The sequence below is a fragment of the Porphyromonas sp. COT-108 OH2963 genome (genome assembly GCF_000768895.1).
In the GTDB taxonomy this organism is placed as follows: domain Bacteria; phylum Bacteroidota; class Bacteroidia; order Bacteroidales; family Porphyromonadaceae; genus Porphyromonas_A; species Porphyromonas_A canoris.
Map to the genome: position 1 here is coordinate 15,439 of NZ_JRAP01000003.1, position 18,551 is coordinate 33,989.

Below are 18,551 nucleotides of genomic sequence, written 5' to 3' on the forward strand. Positions count from 1 at the left end.
ACAAAGATAAGATATTCCAGAAAATAAAGGAAAATGAACGAATTTCTTCATCTACTCTGCTGGTCGTTCTCTACCGACAGAAAAAGTGCTGACTGGACTTGCCTTGTTTCCGAACAAAATTCACTTGTCAAATTCACCTAAAACTCAAAAGGAGAAAAATATTTTTTATATATTCCATACACCTCTTCCCATTCCGTTTTTTAGAGTTTCTATTTTGATCGAAGAGGTTGTTTTCAGAGCATAACCGAACTGTTAAATTCGGGCTGTTTTATTAACACAAATTTCGACACCTGTTAAGCAAAAACACTAAACGAGCATATTCTTTCGGCTTAACGTGTTTAATTTTTCAATGAACACGTTTACCGATTTCATTAAACACGTTTACCGGATTCGGTTAACGTGTTTAGAAATTTCACTTATAGTACTGACAGTTAGAGGATTGAGTGTTTTGCGCTCTTTTTTGCTGCTTTTAGGCTCAAAATCGCATTAGGTTTCATTCACAAACATGGGCGTTAAAATTCACCTATATTAACGCAGAAACAGCCCCTGAATCCGACCAAGAGGAAAAATTTTCCGAATTTCCACTTTTTCGTATTTCCCTTATAGTAAGATATTTATATAGTTCGTCTCTTTATGTCTTGAGTGAAGATGATTTGAAACAAGAAGGTCTCGAAAAAGAAAAGAGTCCACTAACGGAATCCGTTTTTATATAAAAAGACACGCCATGATCCCCTTTTCTCCTCTTGGCATTCCCTCTTGGCATAGTATATGTATGTATAAACTTCGGAAGGTTTTACCAAAGAACATGACCGATATGAAGCAAAACAGATACAATACTGTCTTTACAGACGAAACAACCGATAGCCCATTCATGACAGCTGTCATGGAAGAGGTAGTAGACTCTGCCCTTACAGAGCAGCCCTCTTCCGAAGAAGAGGGAGAGTCTTGGGACGAACTACTGACCGGAGAAAACGACAAAAGCAGTGCCGCAAAAACCTCTTCCGACTCCGGAAAAGGCAAAGGGAACAAAAGCCGTACACCCAACCTCGATCTCTATGGTATATCTCTCAATAGAAGAGTAAGGGAAGGAAAGATAGATCCGGTATATGGAAGAAACAAGGAGATAGTGCGCATCGCACAGATTCTTCTGAGAAAAAAGAAGAACAATCCGATTCTGCTCGGTCTGCCGGGAGTGGGAAAGACCGCAGTGGTAGAGGCTCTTGCACAACGCATAGAGCATGGAGAAGTGCCTCCTTTCCTTATGGGCAAAACCATATACTCTCTCGACCTTGCAGGCTTACTCGCAGGAGCGGTGTACAGAGGTCAGTTTGAAGAGAGACTGAAAAAGCTCATAGATGAGGTGCAGAGCAATAGCGACATCATCCTGTACATAGATGAGATACACACCATCATGGGTGCGGGAAACTCTCAAGGCAGTTTGGATGCTGCCAATATACTGAAGCCGGCATTGGCTCGTGGAGATATCCGCTGCATCGGAGCCACGACTCTGGATGAGTATAGAAAGTCCATCGAAAAAGATGGTGCCATGGAACGAAGATTCCAAAAGGTAATGATAGATCCTCTGACAGAAGAGGAGACCAAAAATGTCTTGCTCGACCTGAAAGAGACCTACGAAAAGTTTCACCACGTTCAGTATGAAGAAGAGGCTCTCGAAGCATGTGTCTCTCTTACTGCCCGATATATAACAGACCGCAACTTCCCCGATAAGGCGATAGATGCAATGGATGAAGCGGGATCTTATATTGCAATCCTCGAACAGAATAAACCAAACAAGCTGGACTCCCTAAAAGAATCCCTTAAAGAGATCAGGCTGAAAAAAGATGCCGCTGTAAAGGAGAACAACTACGAACTTGCAGCGAAATACAGAGACCGGGAGTCTGCCACAAAAGAGGAAATAGAGCGTTATCTGGAGGCTTTGAAGAATAAAGACTTCACGACTCCCCCTCCTGCCGTGACGGTCGAGGATGTCGAGCGCACGGTCTCTCTCATGTCCGGAGTACCGGTCTCAAACATATCGGCGGATGATCTTACCAAGCTATCTACTCTTGCTCCTACGATCAAGTCCAAAGTGATAGGGCAAGATCATGCTGTGGAGACACTTATAAAGAGCATACAACGCAACAAAATCGGATTGAGAGACCCTAAAAAGCCTATCGGTTCGTACCTGCTTTTGGGATCTTCCGGTGTGGGAAAGACTTATCTCGCAAAGCAGATAGCAATAGAACTTTTCGGAACCGAGAAAGCTCTCATCAGGGTAGACATGAGCGAACTGATGGAGAAACACACCGTTTCTCGCCTTGTGGGAGCTCCTCCGGGATATGTAGGATACGACGAAGGAGGACAGCTGACCGAAAAAGTGCTCCGCCGTCCCTACTCTGTGGTGCTCTTCGACGAGATAGAGAAAGCCCACCCCGATGTGTTCAATATCCTGCTTCAGGTGTTGGATGATGGTATCTTGACCGATGGTAATGGCAAGACCGTGAACTTTAAGAACACGATCATCATCATGACTTCCAACATAGGCACTCGCCAGCTAAAAGACTTCGGCGTTGGGATAGGCTTCCGCGACACATCCGGAGACCTTAGCTCTCTCTCTCAGCAAGTGATACAAAAAGCTTTGCGCAAGACTTTTGCTCCGGAGTTTTTGAACAGAATAGATGACATCATCACCTTTAATGCACTGGGTACAGAGTCTATACTTAAAATAGTAGACCTCGAACTTGCATCTCTTCTTAAACGTATCGCAGAGATAGAAATATCGGTGCAAATCTCTCCAGAAGCAAAGTCTTTCCTCGCAAAAGAGGGATACGATGCCACCTATGGTGCTCGTCCTCTCAAAAGAGCCATAAGCAAGTATATAGAAAACAAGATATCGGATGGTATGATTTCGGGAGAAGTACAGAAAGGAAAGTGCTATCTGATAGATGTTGTCAAGGATGACAACGGCAATGCAACCGATACAATCGTAAAGGAAGTGTTCAGTATGGAAAACCTGAATATCGAACCTCAAAAAAAGGTACAGGAATAACACCAGCACTTCCAACAGACAGGACATAAAACAACAATAAATGATATGAGTACAAAACAAGGAAACATTGGTGTAACAAGCGAAAACATTTTCCCTATTATTAAGAAGTTTCTCTACTCCGATCATGAGATCTTTCTGAGAGAATTGGTTTCTAATGCAGTGGATGCCACGCAAAAGCTCAAGACTCTCAGTGCCAAGAACGAGTATAAAGGAGAGCTGGGAGACCTTACCATACGTCTGCGTATAGAGGATGACAAGCTCATCATATCGGATAGCGGTATAGGTATGACTGCCGAAGAGATAGAGAAATATATCAATCAGATAGCAATCTCCGGAGCTGAAGAGTTCATGGAGAAGTACAAAGACGATGCCGCTGCCATCATCGGGCATTTCGGTCTCGGCTTCTACTCCTCTTTTATGGTGGCTTCCAAGGTAGAGATAGACACTCTAAGCTATAACGAAGGAGCAGAGCCTGTTTTGTGGAGCTGTACCGGTACTCCCTCTTTTGAAATGCAAAAGGGTACTCGCACGACACGAGGTACAGACATTATATTATATATAGATGAAGAGAATAAGGAGTTTCTCAATCCGGACAAGATAAAAGCCCTGCTCAAGAAGTACTGCCACTTCCTTCCCGTACAGATTGCTTTCGGATACGAACAGGAGTGGAAGGATGGCAAATATGTGGCTACAGATAAAGAACTTATTATCAACACCACAGAACCTGCATGGACCAAGAAACCTGCCGACCTGAAAGACGAAGATTATCTCTCTTTCTATAATGAGCTTTATCCCTCTGCAGGTTTCGGCGGTATGGATGAGCCTCTCTTCTGGATCCATCTGAACATTGATTATCCGTTTAATCTTACCGGTATTCTCTACTTCCCTCGTATAAAAGATAATATAGACCTCTCCAAGCATAAGATACAGCTGTATAGCAATCAGGTTTTTGTTACTGAGAACGTAGAAGGTATCGTTCCGGATTATCTCAACATTCTGCATGGTGTGCTTGATTCTCCGGATATTCCTCTGAACGTTTCTCGTTCCTACCTCCAAAGCGACCGCAACGTCAAGAAAATATCTTCTTACATCACAAGAAAAGTGGCAGATAAGCTGGACGAACTGTTCAAAGACAACCGTCCTTCGTACGAGGAAAAGTGGTCTGCTTTAGAGCTATTCGTGAAATATGGTATGCTGACGGAAGAAAAATTCTACGACAGAGCCAAGAAGTTCTTCCTTTTGAAAAACTCGGAAGAGAAGCTCTATACGGAAGAGGAGTACAGAAACCTTATCTCCTCTGTTCAAACAGACAAGGATGGTAAGCTTGTTCTACTCTACTCCACCAATATAGAAGAGCAATACTCTGCCGTAAAAGAGGCAACGGATAAAGGATATGATGTACTTCTTTTGGATGGCAGACTGGATATGCCTCTTGTATCAATGCTCGAACAAAAGTGGGAGAATGTTCGCTTTGCACGCGTCGATAGCGATGCCATAACAAACTTGATCCCCAAAGAAGAGAACAAAAAAGAGGTAGAGAAAGAGCTATTTGCAGGTCTTAACGGACTCTTTGCAGGGGCTGTTCCTAAAGCAAATGGAAAGAATTTCCATATCATTCCTTCTCACATGGGGTCAGATGCAAGACCTATCACTATCGTCAGAAATGAATTTATGAGACGTATGAAAGATATGTCCCAATTCCAGCAAGGGATGAACTTCTATGGGGATTTACCGGACAGCTTCGAGCTTTTGGTAAACGTGGATCACCCGATAGTGAAAAAGGTTTGGGAAGACTTTAATGCAACTCACGCAGAAGAAGCAAAAAGGCTGAACGGAGAGCTGAAAGGATTTGAAGCCAGAAGAGATGTGCTGACACAACAACTCTCTACCGATAAGACGGAAGAGGAAAAGAAAACATTGGAAGCCGATCTTGAAGAAACAAAAAAACAGCTCTCGGATATCGAACAGCAAAGACAAGATCTGTTTGAAAAGTACGGCAGTGAGGACAAGATAATATCACAACTGATAGATCTTGCACTCCTTGCCAATGGACTATTGAACGGGAAGCAGCTGGACAGCTTTATTTCTCGCTCGCTCGAAATAGTTGGAAAATAAATGCTATTTTTGTACAGGTGGAATCTTATGTTAGGTTTCACCTGTAACTTTTTTGAAGAACGGACTAAGAGACAAAGTAGCTTGTCGCTGCGCTAAGGTTTCAAGGCGGAGAGGAAAGTCCGGGCAACGTAGAGCACCATACTTCCTAACGGGAAGCTGCCTGTCCTTTCATGCGTGATAGAGAAAAAGGCAGACTAATGCAACAGAAAAGAACCGCCATTGGAGTCTCGACTTTAACGGTAAGGGTGAAAAGGTGAGGTAAGAGCTCACCGGAGGCATAGTGATATGTCTCGTCCATGTATGTTATGGGTTGTAAGATCATGTATACCGACGTCTAAGTGTTGCTCGCACAATGTCGGGGGGTAGATCGCTAGAGATTGCAGGCGACTGCAATAGTAGATAAATGACAAGCACCTGATCTTCTGAGAGGGCACAGAACCCGGCTTATAGCTTTGTCTCTTTCGTTCTTCACACTTTATATTCGATATATGACAGACTCTGCTCCAAAGAAGAAGCCTGACGGGCAAAGAAAACCCAAGAAGAGCCTTGCAAAATGTATGTCTTACTCCTTCCGGATGGCGTACAAATTTATCACTGTAGATATGTGGCGCATATTCCCTGACGAGACTACCGGAGTGAAGGGAAAGATGACCAATACTCTTAGGGTGCTTTATATCACCATAGCGGAGTTTATTGAAGGTAACACGATGCGCAAGTCCGCAGCTCTGACCTACTCTACCATTCTGTCCATTGTCCCGTTATTGGCTATTATTATCAGTATTGCTGCCGCATTTGGTGTACAGGAAACCGTACAACAGCAGCTGTATGAATATCTCCCTGCACACCGCTTAGAACTGTCGCAAGGGCTGGAATTTGCTCAAAAGTATATCGCTGAAACAAAAGGAGGAGGGCTGTTCATCGGTATTGGTGTTATCTTTCTTCTATGGGCGGTAATCTCTTTGCTCTCCTCGATAGAAGATACTATCAATGATGTCTGGCAGATTAAAGAAGCTCGAAGTTGGAGCAGACGTATTCTCGGATACCTTGCTGCCTTTATCCTCCTCCCTGTTCTGATGACTTTAAGTTCCGGTATCAACATCTTCATTTCATCCTTAGGCAACGTAAACATAATAGATAGCATCAGTCTCACACCCATTGTTACACTTCTTCTTCACGCCGTTTCTTTCTGCATCGTTATAGGTATATTCACTACCCTCTTTCTCATCTTTCCCAACACAAGAGTACACTTCTCCAGTGCGCTCATAGGGGGAACGGTTGCTGGTATTGGTTTCTCCCTATTCCAATGGGTGTATATCTCCGGAATGCTTTGGGTTACAAAATATAATGCGATATATGGAAGTTTTGCAGCTATTCCACTTCTACTCATGTATATCAACTTTTCATGGGTCATCTGCCTATTCGGTGCGCATCTAAGCTATGCCATAGAAAACACATCGCTATATCTGTTCCGAGCAGAAAAAGATAACGTATCCAGAAGATTCCAAGACTTTGTTGCCTTGATACTAATGAAGAAGATCGCCACGGCATTCAAGAATGAGAGAAGCAAACCATACTCTATCGAAGGTCTTTCAAAAGAGAGCCGCATCCCAATCACCGTTGTAAGAGATATGTTAAACAGGCTTGTTGCCACAGGGCTTATACGTGAGATCCCCAATATTGATCTCCCGAGAACTCTCAGATACATGCCCAACGTAGATATTCATACCATCAGTGTGCAGAAAATATTACACGCGTTGGATACCTTGGGCTTTGAAAATCTTTCACAAGAGACCTATAAGCGGTTCGATCAAGAGTGGCAAACCATATTGGCAACAAGGGATATCAGAAAAGACGAAGCCGTAATGCAGCAGAATATTCTCGATATTTAGTTGATTCCCAATTATTTCTTCCGGAACAAAAACAGATAGTACACATTCAAGAATAAAGATATTCTATTAAAAATCACAAATCAAAATCATGAAACTAAAAAGAGTTTTGTTAGGAACGTTCTTCGCCACGATTGCTTGGAGCGGTGTTGCTCAAGAACGTCCCTTATGGATGCGCTATCCGGCAATCTCTCCTGATGGAAAAGAGATTGCGTTCAGCTACAAAGGAGACATCTATAAGGTATCTGCTCAAGGCGGTCAGGCTGTCCGTCTTACTACAAACGAGGGGTACGAGAAAAGCCCTGTCTGGAGTCCCGATGGCTCAAAAATTGCTTTCACCAGCACTCGCAACAATGCCGGTGTAAACATCTATATCATGTCCTCAATGGGAGGAGTGGCTAAGCAGCTTACTACTCACTCCACTACGGAAACGCCATACACATTCACTCCGGATGGCAAAAGCGTGGTATTCAAAGCACACATCCAAGACCCTCATACCAGTGCCCTTTTCCCCACAGGACGTTTATCCGAGCTTTATGCCGTGTCTGTCAATGGAGGAAGACCCGAGCAGATTATCTCCACACCTGCTGAAGCTGTATCATACTCCAAAGACGGTAGCAAGTTCTTGTATCAAGACCTCAAAGGATTCGAGAATGAGTGGAGAAAGCATCACACTTCCTCTGTTTCCAGAGATATTTGGGAATATGACCTCAAGAGTGGTAAGCACAGGTTTGTAGTCCAACATGATGGAGAAGATAGAGATCCGGTGTACAGTTCGGACGGGAAAAAAGTCTACTTCCTAAGCGAACGCAAGGGTGGCTCTATGAATGTATATGAAACAGACATCAATGGTAATGGCGAGACTGTCAAGGCTCTGACATCGTTCAAAGGGGATCCGGTTCGCTTCCTTTCCACATCCAAAGACGGAAAGCTATGCTTCGGATATGCAGGAGAGATATATACCATGACTCCGGGACAAAAGCCTCAACGGGTCAATATATCTGTTGCGACAGACATCTCTGATGTTCAAGACAGACGTCTTTTCCTACAAGGCTATCAGTCTGCAAGTGTCTCTCCCGATGGGAAACAGCTTGCTTTCGTATCCAGAGGCGAAGTGTTTGTAACATCAGTGGATTACAGCACAACAAAGAGAATAACCAACACTCCTTCCGGAGAGCAAAGTGTAACCTTCGGAGCAGATAACCGCTCTATCGTATATGCAAGCGACAGAAGCGGCAAATGGGATCTCTACAAAGCAACAATAGTAAACAAGAACGAGCAGAACTTCCCCAATGCCACCATTATTAAGGAAGAACTTCTCATACCGGGCAATAAAGTGGAGAAGATGCATCCGGCATTCTCTCCCGACGGAACAGAGGTAGCATTCGTGTTGGGACGTAAAAAACTTGCCGTGTACAACCTCAAAAGCGGAAAGATAAGAGAGATCACCGATGGTTCTACACAGCATGGAGAAGATGGCGATATGAACTTCGAGTGGAGTCCGGACGGCAAATGGTTTGCCATTTCTTACGTTGCCAGAAACCACGCACCCTATTATGACATAGGTATCGTTAGTGCCAAAGGCGGAGAACCGATATTCAATGTAACCAACAGCGGCTACTTCGACATGAATCCGCATTGGGCTATGGACGGCAATGCCATCATCTTCCACAGCGAACGTTACGGTATGCGCAACCACGCCTCTTGGGGTTCTCAGTCCGATGTCATGATCGCTTTCATGAACAGAGAAGCCTACAACAAGTTCAAGATGAACGAAGAGGAGTTTGAACTCTTCTCGGAAGAAGAAAAGAACATCAAGAAAGAGGCAGAAGAGAAAGAGAAGAAAGAGAAAAAAGGAAAGAAGGAGGAGGATAAGAAGAAAGCATCCGAAAAGAAAGATCTCAATATCGAGTTCGACAACATGGAGGATCGCATCATTCGTCTTACACCGAACTCTTCTGCCTTGGGAGATGCTATCGTCACCAAAGATGGCAAGAAGATGTACTACCTCTCTGCATTTGAAGGCGGATACGACCTTTGGTCTTATGACTTGAGAAAACGCTCCACAAAACTGCTAAGAAAGATGGATTCGGGAGGAGCACAGTTCCAGATGGACAAAGAGGGCAAGCAGATCTTCATCCTTGGTGCTCAACCTCAGAAGATGACCGTGGCAGGAGAGACCTTTAAGCCGATCTCGTACCAGGCTGAATGGAAGACAGACCTTGCCGCTGAGCGCGAATATATGTTCAATGTCGTTAAACGTGAAGAAGGTCTTCGCTTCTACGATGCCGGCATGCACGGTGTAAAGTGGGACGAACTTACCAAACACTACTCTCGCTATCTCCCTTACATCTCCAACAACTACGACTATGCCGAAATGCTGAGCGAATTGCTTGGAGAGCTTAATGTCTCTCACACCGGATCCGGTTACAGAGGAAGCGGAGCTTCCGAACCTACTGCGGAGCTCGGACTATTCCTCTCTTGGGAAAAGGGCAAGGATGGTCTGCTTGTGGATGAAGTGATAACAGGTGGTCCGTTTGACAACTTCAGAAGCAAAGTTAAAGCCGGCGACATCATCGAGAAGATTGATGGTGAAGATATCAAGGCAGGCGAAGACTACTTCCCTCTCCTTAATGGAAAGATCAGACGCAACATTTCCGTATCATTCTACTCCCCTAAGAGCAAAGAGCGTTGGAGCGAAACCGTGAAAGGTATCTCCTCTTCACAGCTCGAAGATCTGCTATACAAGAGATGGGTTAAGCAGCGTGCCGATGAGGTTGATAAGCTATCCAAAGGACGTTTAGGCTATGTACACATCCCTTCAATGGGAGACCCAAGCTTCCGTACGGTTTACTCCGAAGTGATGGGACGCTATTACGACCGCGAAGGCATCGTTATAGATATTCGTTACAACGGTGGCGGACGTCTTCATGAAGACTTGGAAGTATTCTTTACCGGAAAGAAATATCTGCAACAGCAGATTCGTGGAAAAGATTACTGCGAAATGCCGTCTCGCAGATGGAATCATGAGTCTGTCATGGTCATGTGTGAAGCGGACTATAGCAACGCTCACGGTACACCATGGGTGTACAAACACCTTGGAATAGGTAAGCTCGTCGGTATGCCTGTCCCGGGAACCATGACGAGTGTCAACTGGGTTACACTTCAAGATCCAAGCTTGTACTTCGGTATTCCTGCCGTTGGGTACAAAACCGCAGAGGGTATATACCTTGAAAACTACGAGCTGCACCCTGACGTTAAAGTGCGTCTCGACTTTGATAAAGCCCTAAAAGGCAAAGACACACAGATGGAAGCAGCAGTAGAAACATTGCTAAAAGAGGTCGGTAAAAAAGAGTAACCTCTTCCGTCCACAATATTGGAGAAAAGCTCCGGTGTGAAGATTGAAAAATCTCATACCGGAGCTTCTTTTTTATGTCTCTCTTTTCTGCTCCTTTTGCCCCAAAATATAGGGGGATTTTGCGTGCACTTTTATATAAAAACAGAGTGCAGAGAAGAGCCACCGCTCTCTTCCACTTTTGCTCTCTTTTCCCTCAACCAAATCACAAGAAGAGGATAATCCCCTAAAAATAAGGCAAATATAAATCAGCTCGAATTTGGAAAAAATTTTTTCTCAGTCCATTTCATGGGGCTTTTTCGCGTTAATTGGTGTAAATTTTAACACCCACTCCTGTAAACGTTTCCTAATAAAGAAATCTGCCTTTTTGGGTACTTTTTAGGGTAAAAATACATAAAACACTGGCATATAGCATTTTAGCAATTTTAGCTAAACACGTTAATCGAAATCGGTAAACGTGTTCAATGAAATCGGTAAACGTGTTTACTGAAAAATTAAACACGTTAAGCCGAAACAATATGCTCGTTTAGCGTTTTGGATGAACATGTATCGGAATTTTTGTTAATAAAATGAGACAAATTTAACAATTTTATCATGCTCTGAAAACGACCCCTCCGATCAAAATAGAGAGCAAGAAAAAAGGGAGCATTTTTCGGGATGGAATATATAAAAATCCACTCTCGCCAAAACATCCGAAAAGCAATAAAAACTTGTAGCTTTGCAAACAAAATCGGGAGTGGAAACAGTGCATAAAACTGCCTTGCACCATCCGCCCCGGTTACAATACCCTAAAACAATATTGTGAACAAGAAATTTCATCTCAAACAGTTCAGCATCGCTCATCACAGAAGTGCCATGAAAGTGGGTACGGATGCGCTTATCCTTGGAGCCGTTGCTGGCAGCACAATGCAGTTTGAGCCGGATACCATACTGGATATAGGCACCGGATGTGGCATTGTGGCACTGATGCTGTCGCAGAGATTCTGTGGTAGCAGCGTTGTGGGGGTGGATATACACGAAGAGAGCATTGCGGATGCGGAGGAGAACAGAAAGGGTTTTCCTCATCCCGACAAACTGCAGTTTGTCCATGCCGATATAGAACATTTTTCTTCGGAACGCTTCCCCCTCTATGACCTTATTGTCTCCAATCCTCCCTACTTTACGGCTACACACAGCTCTCCATCCGAGTTAAAAACTCTTGCCAAACACGCCATCACACTCCCGGCAATCACTCTGTTTCGGAGGGCAAAGCAGACGCTGAGCCGACACGGAGAGGTTGCCATCATATATCCTGCATCTATGGCACAGGAGTACGAAGCAGCCGCCCAAGAGTGCGGACTGATACTACACCGGAGAGTAGCCATACGAGGGCGACAGGATCTTCCGGTAAAACGCTTTCTAAGTACATGGAAAATGGAGGAGAGAGAGGGTTTAATAGAAGAGTCCGAGCTGGTCATAGAGGTAGAGAGACACAGGTACACAGCGGAGTACAAAGCTCTTATGATGCCGTTTATGCCGGATTCGGTCTTGAATAAATAGCACTATTTTCTTGGCAGTCTAAAATAAATTGACTATCTTTGCCCGACCAAAGAAAGCAAGACAAATCAAAACAGCATAAAAAGTTAAAAAGCAATGAAAAGAACATTCCAGCCTTCTAACAGAAAGAGAAGAAACAAACACGGCTTCCGCTCAAGAATGGCAACGGCAAACGGACGTAGAGTTCTCGCAGCCAGAAGAGCTAAAGGCAGAGCTAAGCTAACTGTTTCTGACGAGTATCCAAGATAACAAGAACAGATGCTCCCTGCGGAGCTGTTATCATAGACTTCCCTTACAGTTTCAGACTGCAAGGGAAGTTTTTTATTGTACAGACAGAAAGCTTCAAGCAGATACCTTGACCTCCTCACCCCAAAATGGTTCTCTTCCGGGGCAGAAAGGTTGCGCTCTCTGCCTTAAGAAATCACAATAGACAAAAGAGGGAGATAGCCCGATTCGGAATTGGCTATCTCCCTCTTGTTGTGAAATAATATTGCTAACTTTAGAGGTCAAAAAAGTCAATAAAAAATGAACAAAAATATAGTACGAATAGCGCTCACGGGAGGGCCTTGCGCCGGTAAGACCACAGCAATGGCGAAGATCATAGAGCGATTTACCATAAGAGGATATTTGGTGTATGCCTTACCCGAAATCCCCACGATATTTACGGCGGCTTCCGTGAACTTCCTTACGGACGACAAGACCTACTTCTACAACGCGGAGAAAGCGGTCTTGAAGTTTCAGCTCCAAATGGAAAACATCTTCTATGAGCTGGCAAAGTCTGTCAATAAACCGGTACTGATCATATCCGACAGAGGTACCATGGATATTTCTGCATACATGGACCCAAATATGTGGCAAGCCATGCTGGACGAACTCTCCCTTTCGGAAGTGATGCTGAGAGATGCCCGATACGATGCGGTAATACACATGGTAACAGCGGCAGACGGAGCGGAAGACTTCTATACCATCGAAAACAATGCGGCAAGAACAGAGACGGTAGAATTGGCTCGCGAGTTGGATGGTAAGATTCTAAGTGCCTGGACAGGGCATCCGAACCTGCGCATCGTCCAAAACAATAGTGATTTCGATGCCAAGATAGAGCAGACCATCCGTGAGATTGCCTGCGTTGTGGGAGATGAAACAGCCGATGAAACCCGAAGGACATTCAAGGTAGAGGTAACCGGTGATGTGCCTTATGGTATAGAGACAGAGATATTCGAGTACATGCTCAATACGGACATAAAAGGAAATACAAAGATCAAGAAACGCGGAACAGCCGGCAACTTCGTCTATTTTCACTCTTTCTTCCGTACCACTTCGGAGGGTAAGAGTGCAGAAGTAGAACGCCTTATCACACCGGAAGAGTTCGTTATATATCTCAGACATATAGAGCCGGATGCTCCCGTTATACACAAAAGGAGAAAGAGCTTTGTCTGGAGAGGACTTGCCCTCGAAGTGGACACCCTCTTATCTCCCGAGTACAGCTACTCGCTTCTACACACCATGACCTCCAAGCCTATGTCCGAGATCAAATTTCCGCCGTTTATAAAGGTATTGGAAGAGGTGGATAGAAGCGTAATGGAACATCCGCAACAATAGAGAAGAAACAACCTAAATCAATCCATTATATGAGAAAGAATCTATCTTTAATACTTTCCATCCTGCTTGTTACGCTGGGTGGATCTTCATTTTCTTCATGTTCTAAGTCCGGAGAGAAGAGTACGGACTCTGCTCTCTTCCCCAAGAGCATTCTTGATGAAGCCATCAAAAGCTATCAGGAGAAATGTTCCTATCTCGGCTTGCCTGTTTCCGACCATGTTCCGGCAGGTGAAGTGTCCCAACCGGTACAAGAAGCATTGGACTTTTTGTATGGCTATATGATCACCCCGGATATGCTCGATTACAGCACGGCATTCTATGTAAAGAACATAGAGACCAGTTACAAGGCAAGAGAGGAAATGCCTTGGGGAAAGTCTGTTCCGGCAGATGTTTTTCGTCATTTCGTACTTCCCGTTCGGGTCAATAACGAAGCTCTGGACAATAGTAGAGAGTTGTTCTACGAAGAGCTAAAGAACAGAGTAAAAGGTCTATCCATGATGGATGCCGTGCTGGAAGTGAATCACTGGTGCAACGAACACGTAACCTACGAGCCATCGGACGGACGTACCTCTTCTCCTGTGTACACTCTGCAAAATGCTCTTGGACGTTGCGGTGAGGAGAGTACCTTTACCGTTGCCGCACTGCGTTCGGTGGGTATTCCTGCCAGACAGGTCTATACTCCCAGATGGGCGCATACGGACGACAACCATGCCTGGGTGGAGGCTTGGGTAGATGGCAAGTGGTACTATCTGGGAGCGTGCGAGCCGGCACCGGTACTCAACAACGCCTGGTTCGATGCCCCTGTACGCCGTGCCATGATGCTGCATACCAAAGCATTTGGTGCTTATAGCGGATCGGAAGCATCCTTGAAGCAGTTCCCGACATACACCGAGCTCAACCTCACTTCTCTCTATGTGCCGACAGCTCCGGCGAGAGTAAAAGTGTTGAAAGACGGCGTTCCGCAAAAAGATGTGAAGGTATCGTTCAGACTCTACAACTATGCGGAGTTTTTCCCTATCACGAGCATTCTTACGGATAAAAACGGAGAAGCCTCTCTCGAAACCGGCATCGGAGACATGCTTGCCACAGCGGAGCATGGAATAGAAGCCATGGCGATGGGCGTGGTACGCGCAGGAGGCGAGACATTGGAGCTGAACCTCCAACCATTTGCGGAGATGCCTTCGGAGCTTCACTGGGTCATCAACCCTCCGGAAGCGGTAACACCTTCCAACACTATCGACAGTACGGCTATCAGGGCTTGTGCTCTCCGCATCGTGGAGAACGACTCCATCAGAAAAGCCTACCTCGCGACCTTCCCCGGCTCTCTCCGGGCGGAAGAGACATTTAAGTCGCTCGGTCTGAAAAACAAAGAACTTTGGAGCAAAGTCTATATCGAAAGCAGAGGACACCATCATACTATCCTGAAGTTTATGGAGAACCTCGCTCCCGAACAGAGGGAACTCGGACTTCTGCTTCTCTCTTCGCTCACAAAGAAAGACCTGCATGACGTTCCGTACGATGTGCTGACCGATGTCATGAAACATTATAAAGGCGGAACATCCGACAAAGAGGTGAAGTATCTCCTCTCTCCTCGTGTCGGCACCGAACAGCTATTCCCCGTACAAGAGGCTCTCAACGAAGCCTTGAAGGTCATCTTTGCCGATAACGCCACAGAAAGTTCGGAGAAAGAAGCATCTTGGACTGCTCTTTCCGCAACAGAGAGAGCCGAAAAGATAGCCACCTATCTTCGTACATTCAAAGTGGACGAGCAGTATAACCCCATCCGCCATCCGCTTTCTCCGGCAACGGTACTCTCTCACAAGGTGGGGGATGTCCGCAGTTTGGCATTTACGTTTGTGCGCTTGTGCCGTGCGGCAGGCGTGCTTTCGGAATACGACGGCACCATCGGCGTCTCCAAGATCTACACCGAAGATGGTGGCTACAAGCTTTTTGCCATAGCTCCGGAAGAGGAGAGCAAAGTGAATCCGGACAAAGCGGGCACATGCAAGATCAGTCTCGACTATACACCGCTGCCCTATCTTTCAGATCCGAAGTACTACTACAACTTCTCTCTTGGCTACATCTCGCCATCCGGTGCGCCTGTTACTTATGACATGGCAGACGGTCTGAGCTACAAGGAGACCGTAAAGAATCCTTTGGAATACGAAAACAACTACATCATCACCGGGACACGTCTTGCTTCCGGAGGTGTATTGGTTGCATTCCGCAAGCTCACTTGTGGAGACACTCCCAATATAATGGCATTCGACAGAGACACCACGGCAATATCCGTCATCGGCAGCATGAATCCGGAAGCCCTGTATCACGACCTCAAGACAGACAGCAAAAAAACGCTGCTAAGCTCTACGGGAAGAGGCTACTATGTACTGGTGCTGGGCAAGGATCACCATGAGCCTACCGACCACATCTTGAGAGATCTTCGCAAGTCCATGTGGAACGAAGAGAGCAAGAGCCTCACACTGCCGGTCGTTGTCCTTCAACAGATGCAGGGAGACGGAGCACCTTCTGCCATGGGTCTGCTTCCGGAAGCGTTCTGGGGCAAAGACACGGACGGCTCCATACTGAAGCTCCTCACCACCGGTACGGAGACCGCCATTCCTTTCGAGTATCCTCTGCTTGCCGTTTGCGATACGTTCGGACGTGTCGTGTTCGTATCCCAAGGTTATACCATAGGCATAGGAGACAGAATATCCAAGGTCGTTTCAGAAGTCAAGTAACATTCATCTCAAATACACTACATCAATGAAAATAAGACTCGCCCTCAAATCTGCGACAGCGGTTGCTGTCTGTGTTCTTTCCGTATGGGCATCCCTTCCGTCGGCAGCTCAGACCACCAACGGAAAACCTGTGAAGCAAGCCAAGAACGTCATCCTTATGATTGCCGACGGCACCTCACTCTCTGCTGTGTCGGGAGCGCGTTGGTATCAGAGGTACATGGATGCGGAGAGCAAGCATCTGCATCTGGACCCTTACATGAGTGGGACCATCATCACATTCTCTTCGGACGCACCCATCGGGGACTCCGCGCCCACCACTTCCTGCTATATGACCGGGATGCCATCGAGAGCGGGATACATCTCCACTTATCCCATGAGCACTCCGGGAGCCGACCTTGTTCCGGTGGATACGACCAGATCTTTGAGGCCGCTCATGACGCTGCTCGAGGCTACAAGGATCAAGCACAACAGAAAGACCGGGCTGGTGTTCACCTGCGAGTTTCCGCACGCCACTCCGGCGGACTGCGCGGCACACTCTTATTCGAGGAAGAGGTACGATTGGATCGTGCCGCAGATGGTGCACAACCGGCTCGATGTCGTCATCGGAGGAGGTGCCGGTCTGCTATCCGAGCAGCACCGCAAACATCTCACCGAGTCGGGCGTGAGTGTCTTTCTGAACGACAAAGAGGGAGCCTCCAAAGACACCAATCCGAGGATGTGGCAGCTCTACGAGAAAGCCGATGTCCCTTACGACATAGACCGCGATCCGGCAGAGATCCCCTCTCTTGCGGAGATGACTGCAGATGCGCTGCGCCGCCTCTCTTCGGGAGAGCGTTCGGAGAACGGATTCTTCCTGATGGTCGAGGGCAGCAAGGTGGACTGGGCTGCGCACGCGAACGATCCCGTGGCACTCGTCACGGAGTTTATCGCGTTTGACAAAGCGTTTGCCGAGGCGTTGGAGTTTGCCAAGAAGGACGGCAACACGGTGATCATCGTAACTTCCGATCACGGCAACAGCGGATTTTCTTTGGGACGGCGCGAAGTGCCCTACACGACGGCGAGCGGACAGCACCTGTTCGGGGCTCTGACCGCAGTGCGAAAGACCTCCGAGTTCATAGCCGAAGAGCTGAACAGGCACCCCTACTCCGAAGCTCGCGCCATCGTGGAGAAGCACGCCGGCTTTGCACTCACGGAGGAAGAGTTGGTGCTTCTTGCCGATTGCAAAGGGTACAAAAACAGCCCCAAGCCTGCCGAGGAGCGTTCCGAAGAGCAGATAGGCGACGGAGGCTATAAGGGCACTCTTCCGGCGCTGATCAACCACTTTTTCCATGCCCGGATACCGCTCGGCTTCACCACCAACGGGCACACGGCGGAAGAGGTGTTCCTTGCCGTGTACACGCCGGAGGAGGTGGACAAGCTCGTGGGCGTGAACCAAAACACGGATCTGCACCGCTACATGGCTACGCTCTTGGGCATGGGCGATGAGCTGCCTGCGATGAGCGACCGCTACTTTGCCCCGCACGACGAAGTGTTCAAAGGGATGAAGTTCCGCCTGACTTCCGACGAAAAAGGGCAAGCCACGCTCACGGTGAAAGGCAAGCGGGGGAAGGCTCTGGAGATCGAGGCGTACACGAACATCGCCACGCTGAAGCAGGGGAAAAAGATCCTCTCCAAACGGGAGATGCCCACCGTGGCGGTCTATGTGGACAAGCGCGACAAGCTCTATCTCCCTGCCGACATCAGAAGCTGGATAGAGTAACGAGCCGTGCCCGGAGGGCGCACGAGGAGACAAAAATTCCCGATAGGAGCGAATCTCTTATCGGGAATATTTTTTTGTCCTCATCGGGCAGAGCGGCTGCCTACTTGTCTCTGTCCATGTTCAGGATCTTGATCACGAACACCGAGTGTGGCGCCTCGAAAGCGCGCTCCATCGCCTCCGTGAGTATCCTCATCACCGTGCGATACTCCCCGAAGACGCGCGTGGATATGCTTCCCGGCTCCACCTTGATCTCGTCATGCGTTTTCAGGTCTGCGATGAACGCCTTTACCGCCGGTTTGAACTCATTGCCGAGGGGGTAATAACTCAGCTCTACGGAACACTTCATAATGCACATATTTTAACATAGGTTCAACAATAATTTGTTTTTCACGCGAGAAAGTTAGCACATTTTTTCCGGTCCGCCACCCTCCCTTTTCGGAGAAAAAACGGCTTTTTTGCCTGTCTCTCAGAAACGGGATCAGTACTGGGCTGCGAGGGGGTCGGCAAAAAGCCC

Annotated in this window: 10 protein-coding genes and 1 other RNA gene; 10 read left to right on the forward strand and 1 reads right to left on the reverse strand. The window is 46.8% G+C overall.

The window, feature by feature from the left end:
- Positions 1 to 814: 814 nt before the first annotated feature.
- The 10 genes from HQ39_RS01575 (at position 815) to HQ39_RS01620 (ending at position 18,037) form a co-directional block, all read left to right on the forward strand.
- Positions 815 to 3,049 (forward strand): ATP-dependent Clp protease ATP-binding subunit, encoded by a 2,235-nt coding sequence (locus HQ39_RS01575; RefSeq protein WP_235317633.1) that lies wholly within the window; start codon positions 815 to 817, stop codon positions 3,047 to 3,049.
- Between the two features lie 45 nt (positions 3,050 to 3,094).
- Positions 3,095 to 5,164, forward strand: a complete 2,070-nt coding sequence (gene htpG / locus HQ39_RS01580; protein WP_036863114.1) for a molecular chaperone HtpG — start codon at positions 3,095 to 3,097, stop codon at positions 5,162 to 5,164.
- A gap of 68 nt (positions 5,165 to 5,232) precedes the next feature.
- Positions 5,233 to 5,627: RNase P RNA component class A (gene rnpB / locus HQ39_RS09125), an RNA gene on the forward strand.
- 94 nt (positions 5,628 to 5,721) lie between these two features.
- On the forward strand, positions 5,722 to 7,053 hold the full coding sequence (locus HQ39_RS01585; RefSeq protein ID WP_160216097.1) for a YihY/virulence factor BrkB family protein: 1,332 nt from the start codon (positions 5,722 to 5,724) through the stop codon (positions 7,051 to 7,053).
- An 88-nt stretch (positions 7,054 to 7,141) separates the two neighbouring features.
- A complete protein-coding gene (locus HQ39_RS01590; protein ID WP_036863117.1) occupies positions 7,142 to 10,408 on the forward strand; it encodes a S41 family peptidase in 3,267 nt (1,088 codons plus the stop codon).
- A gap of 798 nt (positions 10,409 to 11,206) precedes the next feature.
- Positions 11,207 to 11,944: a tRNA1(Val) (adenine(37)-N6)-methyltransferase gene (locus tag HQ39_RS01600; RefSeq protein WP_036863122.1), complete on the forward strand. Its 738-nt coding sequence runs from the start codon at positions 11,207 to 11,209 to the stop codon at positions 11,942 to 11,944.
- Positions 11,945 to 12,037: 93 nt separating this feature from the next.
- Entirely contained in the window at positions 12,038 to 12,190 is a 153-nt protein-coding gene (gene rpmH / locus HQ39_RS01605) for a 50S ribosomal protein L34 (RefSeq protein WP_036845879.1), read from the forward strand.
- A gap of 276 nt (positions 12,191 to 12,466) precedes the next feature.
- Positions 12,467 to 13,540 carry an ATP-binding protein gene (locus tag HQ39_RS01610; protein ID WP_036863126.1) on the forward strand — a complete coding sequence of 358 codons (1,074 nt, stop codon included), beginning with the start codon at positions 12,467 to 12,469 and terminating at the stop codon, positions 13,538 to 13,540.
- Between the two features lie 29 nt (positions 13,541 to 13,569).
- Entirely contained in the window at positions 13,570 to 16,278 is a 2,709-nt protein-coding gene (locus tag HQ39_RS01615) for a transglutaminase-like domain-containing protein (protein ID WP_052079333.1), read from the forward strand.
- Positions 16,279 to 16,303: 25 nt separating this feature from the next.
- Positions 16,304 to 18,037 carry an alkaline phosphatase gene (locus HQ39_RS01620; protein ID WP_081965354.1) on the forward strand — a complete coding sequence of 578 codons (1,734 nt, stop codon included), beginning with the start codon at positions 16,304 to 16,306 and terminating at the stop codon, positions 18,035 to 18,037.
- Between the two features lie 100 nt (positions 18,038 to 18,137).
- Here HQ39_RS01620 and HQ39_RS01625 read toward each other — a convergent pair whose 3' ends face one another.
- Positions 18,138 to 18,383: a thiamine-binding protein gene (locus HQ39_RS01625; RefSeq protein ID WP_036845870.1), complete on the reverse strand. Its 246-nt coding sequence runs from the start codon at positions 18,381 to 18,383 to the stop codon at positions 18,138 to 18,140.
- Positions 18,384 to 18,551 lie beyond the last annotated feature (168 nt).

Coding starts and splice junctions, on each gene's coding strand:
- HQ39_RS01625 (WP_036845870.1), bottom strand. CDS start 18,383: ATGAAGTGTTCCGTAGAGCTGAGTTATTACCCCCTCGGCAATGAGTTC.
- HQ39_RS01585 (WP_160216097.1), top strand. CDS start 5,722: ATGTCTTACTCCTTCCGGATGGCGTACAAATTTATCACTGTAGATATG.
- HQ39_RS01620 (WP_081965354.1), top strand. CDS start 16,304: ATGAAAATAAGACTCGCCCTCAAATCTGCGACAGCGGTTGCTGTCTGT.
- HQ39_RS01615 (WP_052079333.1), top strand. CDS start 13,570: ATGAGAAAGAATCTATCTTTAATACTTTCCATCCTGCTTGTTACGCTG.
- HQ39_RS01610 (WP_036863126.1), top strand. CDS start 12,467: ATGAACAAAAATATAGTACGAATAGCGCTCACGGGAGGGCCTTGCGCC.
- HQ39_RS01575 (WP_235317633.1), top strand. CDS start 815: ATGAAGCAAAACAGATACAATACTGTCTTTACAGACGAAACAACCGAT.
- HQ39_RS01590 (WP_036863117.1), top strand. CDS start 7,142: ATGAAACTAAAAAGAGTTTTGTTAGGAACGTTCTTCGCCACGATTGCT.
- rpmH (WP_036845879.1), top strand. CDS start 12,038: ATGAAAAGAACATTCCAGCCTTCTAACAGAAAGAGAAGAAACAAACAC.
- htpG (WP_036863114.1), top strand. CDS start 3,095: ATGAGTACAAAACAAGGAAACATTGGTGTAACAAGCGAAAACATTTTC.